Source organism: Microcystis sp. LEGE 08355, from assembly GCF_015207185.1.
GTDB lineage: Bacteria > Cyanobacteriota > Cyanobacteriia > Cyanobacteriales > Microcystaceae > Microcystis > Microcystis panniformis.
The window spans coordinates 1-2,731 of sequence record NZ_JADEXI010000604.1; the positions used below are offsets into that span (position 1 = coordinate 1).

The following is a 2,731-nucleotide window of genomic DNA, read 5'->3' on the forward strand; positions in this document are numbered from 1 at the left end:
GTTGTAGAGTGGTGGTCATTGGTTTATGATTCCTATTAAGTTATCGAGGTACGATTGATGATGTCTCTATCTTAGAGAGTTTGTAACGGTTTGTAAAGGGGTTTGAAACTATTGTTACTTATGCTATTGATAAGCTGAGGTTATGAAAAACCTAGATCTCGAACTCAGGTTAGACTAAAAAGAGAAATTTAATCATAATGGCGGTTGTCATGACTATGGTAGAAAAAGTTCGTAAAACCGAGGCGGAATGGCAGGCCCAGCTAACTCCCGAACAGTTCCAAGTTACTCGCAAAAAGGGAACAGAACGGGCTTTTACGGGTAAATATCACGATAATAAAGAAAAAGGTATTTACAAATGTGTCTGCTGTGGTACGGAGTTATTTACTTCTGACAGCAAGTATGATTCGGGTACTGGTTGGCCGAGTTTCTGGACCGCTACTAACGAGGCTAATATTAAGTACGAACGAGATATTAGTTTTTTCATGGTGCGGACAGAGATTGTTTGTGCCACCTGTGATGCTCATCTCGGTCACGTTTTTAATGATGGTCCACCCCCGACGGGAAAACGCTATTGTCTCAACTCTGCCGCTTTGCAGTTTGAAAAAAATCCCTAAAGCAAAAAGAGGTCTGGAAAGACCTCTTTTTTTAAGTTCCAGTGGCAGCCGATTACAGTAAACCTGTATTAGTTCCAGGTTTGCCGGTAGCTAACTGCACTTTGACAATTTTGCCGCCCATTTTCATGATGCGTTGTTGCTCACGAAACCAATTATCGTAGGGAACGAGTTTGGTAAAATAGGTATTTTGTAATTCCCGTTGTGTCCGAATGCGGCTTTGGCTAGGAACACAAGCGGTGATTTTGAACATCCGCATGGATTGATTTCTCCTAATCGCTGAAAAACTTGTCGCTCAAACTAACGAAGGCTTTTTCCTAAATTGACATCCTCACCGCCGTAAACGGACGGTGATTCCTCACCACGCCACCTTTTTAGGGTGGTCGCGTCAATGGGGTTGACGCTTCACCGAAAAACGCTTAATTGCTTAAGTCTGACACTTTCGACCCGTCCATTTAAAGTCTCCGAATGCCCTTCGGCGACTGATTTAATTTTGGTTTATACATACCGACACAGGGTATGTTTTGCCTCTAGCATGGAGTTCCCAGCGGCCGTCAGCTTCCCCTTACTCATCGTCAACCCGTTGCAGGAATTTCAACCTAGTATATTTATTCGGTCGTATCTATGATAGGGCGGGTTTTTGAGACCAGTAAGATTTTAACACAAAGGCGCCCTAAAAGGGGCGGGGTTTTCAACCCAAATTTTCGATAACAAAGGTCGGGAGTCAAGGATCAATACTAGCTCGTCAAAACCTATCTTGGACAGATTCAGCCTTTAAAGACCTAGCACTCATCCTCGGCTTCCCGAACCCTATTTTGTCCGAGTTCGTTACTTCTAGCTTAAGCCAGAGCTAATGTAGTCGAAGTAAATCCCCATTTCTTTACCCGCATCAGCACCAACTAAACTAGCGGTGACTTCTTTCATCGCTTGGATAGCTTGAACGGTGGAGGAGATGGGTACACCTAAAGAGTTGTAGGTTTCTTTCAGGCCGTTGAGAACGCGCTCGTCGAGGATAGAAGGATCTCCAGCTAACATAGCGTAGGTAGCATAACGGAGATAGTAGTCGAGGTCACGGATACAAGCGGCGTAACGACGGGTGGTGTACATATTGCCACCGGGACGGGTTACGTCAGAGTATAACAGGGACTTAGCTACAGCTTCTTTAACGATACCAGCAGCGTTGGCGCTAATGACACTAGCGGCACGCACGCGCAGTTCACCGGTGGCGAAGTAGTTTTTCAGTTTGCCGAGAGCATTAGAGTCAAGGTATTTGCCTTGAACGTCAGAAGAGTTGATAACAGAAGTAATTGCGTCTTGCATGGTGGTTCTTCCTTGGGTTTTGCTTAATCTTAAGAGGTTTACGGGGGGTGTGTCTAGAACAATTCACAAAGGAGTTATTCTACGACATAGAGCCGATCACGTAATCGAAGTAGGAAGAAGCTTCAGAAGCATCGTCAGAAGACATAAGACCGGTAGCAACTTCTTTCATTTCGCGAACGCTTTGAGCTACGGCACCGATGTCGGTTCCTAAAGATTTGTACATTTCACGCACACCGACTAAACCGATTTCTTCAATCGGGGTGACATCACCAGCAACTACTCCGTAGGTGATTAAACGTAGGTAGTAGTCCATGTCACGCAGACAGGTGGCGGTCATTTCTTCGCCGTAAGCGTTGCCACCGGGGGAAACGATGTCAGGACGTTTTTGGAATAAGCGATCACCAGCTTGCTTGACGATGGTTTCGCGAGCGCCGGTTAGGGTTTCAGCGATGCGTAAACGAGCGGCACCACTGGTAACGAAGGCTTTAATTCTGTCTAGTTCGCCGGGGCTGAGGTAACGAGCTTCAGCATCAGCATTCACGATCGATTTCGTGACGATACTCATTGATGGATTCCTCCCAACTAAGTGAGATTAATAAACTTAATCTGACATTTTATAGCAGTTGTGGTCACTACGCTCAAGTTATCTCGTTTCCGCCTTAGCATCTCAAGACTTCCCTAGCTAGAGCGACCTAACGCAACTATTTTGCGGCATCTGGTTCACCTTCTCACTATTTTCGTAATACTTTTTAACATTTGCCCTAAGAAGGGAGCGCCGGAGTGGGGTGTGGGGTGTGGGG

General features: G+C 45.7%; 4 protein-coding genes. 1 reads left to right on the forward strand and 3 read right to left on the reverse strand.

What is annotated here, in order from left to right; all coding sequences use genetic code 11:
- Positions 1 to 197: 197 nt before the first annotated feature.
- Positions 198 to 614: a peptide-methionine (R)-S-oxide reductase MsrB gene (gene msrB, locus IQ242_RS21785; protein ID WP_193961379.1), complete on the forward strand. Its 417-nt coding sequence runs from the start codon at positions 198 to 200 to the stop codon at positions 612 to 614.
- A gap of 52 nt (positions 615 to 666) precedes the next feature.
- Here the strand turns inward: msrB and IQ242_RS21790 are convergent, their stop codons facing one another.
- The 3 genes from IQ242_RS21790 to IQ242_RS21800 form a co-directional block, all read right to left on the reverse strand.
- Positions 667 to 870, reverse strand: a complete 204-nt coding sequence (locus IQ242_RS21790; RefSeq protein WP_002739162.1) for a phycobilisome linker polypeptide — start codon at positions 868 to 870, stop codon at positions 667 to 669.
- A gap of 575 nt (positions 871 to 1,445) precedes the next feature.
- Positions 1,446 to 1,931: an allophycocyanin subunit beta gene (apcB, locus tag IQ242_RS21795; protein WP_193961380.1), complete on the reverse strand. Its 486-nt coding sequence runs from the start codon at positions 1,929 to 1,931 to the stop codon at positions 1,446 to 1,448.
- A gap of 79 nt (positions 1,932 to 2,010) precedes the next feature.
- Entirely contained in the window at positions 2,011 to 2,496 is a 486-nt protein-coding gene (locus IQ242_RS21800; RefSeq protein ID WP_002744263.1) for an allophycocyanin subunit alpha, read from the reverse strand.
- Positions 2,497 to 2,731: the final 235 nt, after the last annotated feature.